Genomic DNA, 1621 nt, shown 5'->3' on the forward strand with positions numbered 1-1621 from the left:
TAGCGGAGGGTGAGTCTTTATGAGTAGAAGTGATAATTATGCATAAAAAGTAAGCTGGCGGGATTTATCATTGACTGCAACACTGGTGATCTGCGTTCTGCTGCTCGATGATGTAGAAGGTGAAGTTAAACGTCTTGAGACTTTTGGCGCTATAAGGGTAGAGTTTGGTGGGGTAGTGAAAAAGTATGTTGGCATACTATAAAAATCGATGTGATAGTATACTGCTCTTATATAATTGTGTTGGCACACAAATTTGTCACTTAACTCTCAAGCTAGTAGTAACAAGAAGCAATCCAAAAAACGAGCAATGATATGAGCATAGATATTGATCGCTTAACTGTTGAAGAACTTATTGAGCTAAATCATAAAGTTGTTGAAAGGCTAAAGTTCCTTCAGTCTATGCACGCACATAAAGACATGATGAAGTTCAACATTGGTGAAAAAGTTAGTTTTGATCCACCTGGCCAGGCTAAGCAAATTGGTACTCTCATGAAGTACAATAAGAAAACAGTCACGGTTATTACTGACTCTGGCCAAAAGTGGAATGTGTCACCTCACTTGCTTAACAAAGTAAAAAACGTAAAATCCAAAAATAAAAAATTAGGCAATATCATCGATTTGCCTGTTAAAAAGTAAGTGCCTGACAGGCTTATATTGAATAACCTTACAATGTGAAAACACCTAATACCCTATCTTGTAACAGATCGTAGCCTTGTGACGTCCATTCCTTAGCCCCTCATGGCTTTCGCCTACAATAGTGACCAGTTATTGATTGTAAGGCGAAGTCATGAAATTGGGTACAATTGTAGTGTATTATTAACAGGTAGCTTTAGTGTGGATCGCAATTTTTCCCTAGAGGATAGTCATGAAAGAAACGAGCGGTGACCTTATTCAGTTAGCGGCGCAGGGTGCATTTGACGTTATTATTCATGGTTGTAACTGTCAGTGCCAGATGGGTAAAGGCATTGCATTAACGATAAAAAATATGTTTCCCGAAGCTTATGCGGCAGATTGTAAAACAGAAAAAGGCGCACGAGAGAAGCTGGGAACATACTCATTCGCTGAAGTAGAAAAAAACGGGCATCGTTTTACTATTGTCAATGCTTATACCCAGTTTCATTGGCGTGGAGCAGGTGTTAAAGCGGATTATGAGGCGATTCGGAAAGTAATGAGTACAGTTAAGCAGCAATTTTCAGGGCTGAGAATTGGCTATCCGCTCATTGGTGCTGGTTTGGCGGGTGGTGATTGGGATGTAATCGCACAGATTATTGACCAAGAGCTTGACGGTGAGGATCATACTTTGGTTAGGTTTACCCCAGCTTAGGCGATAGATGTTGACTATTTTGAAACGAACACTATACATCACAGCTATATCGTTCTTAATACCGATTGTACTGGGGCTGGTTTATAAGTTTGGAGCTTTTGGGTCAATAGGCCCATTAGTTTTGTTCTATTCTTTAGGAAGCCTTTTACTTTTCGTCACTATCTATGTTGAGCTGTTTTTATATAGATATAAGGTTTGGCTCTCAGTGCTATTAGGAATAATCGTTGGTTTAGTCTTATCGACTCTTTTACTCAATTATTTTATGATGCTCACTTTTTTAATTGGGATAAAAGACTA

General features: G+C 38.9%; 2 protein-coding genes. Both read left to right on the forward strand.

Going from position 1 to position 1621, the window contains the following annotated elements; all coding sequences use genetic code 11:
* The first annotated feature begins 312 nt into the window (after positions 1–312).
* Complete coding sequence (locus tag KCG35_RS25165) at positions 313–636, forward strand: hypothetical protein (RefSeq protein WP_215822600.1); 324 nt, start codon at positions 313–315, stop codon at positions 634–636.
* 229 nt (positions 637–865) lie between these two features.
* Entirely contained in the window at positions 866–1324 is a 459-nt protein-coding gene (locus tag KCG35_RS25170; protein ID WP_215822601.1) for a macro domain-containing protein, read from the forward strand.
* The last annotated feature ends 297 nt before the right edge of the window (positions 1325–1621 follow it).

This window comes from Zooshikella harenae, assembly GCF_018837975.1.
GTDB classification, from domain to species: Bacteria; Pseudomonadota; Gammaproteobacteria; order Pseudomonadales; family Zooshikellaceae; genus Zooshikella; species Zooshikella harenae.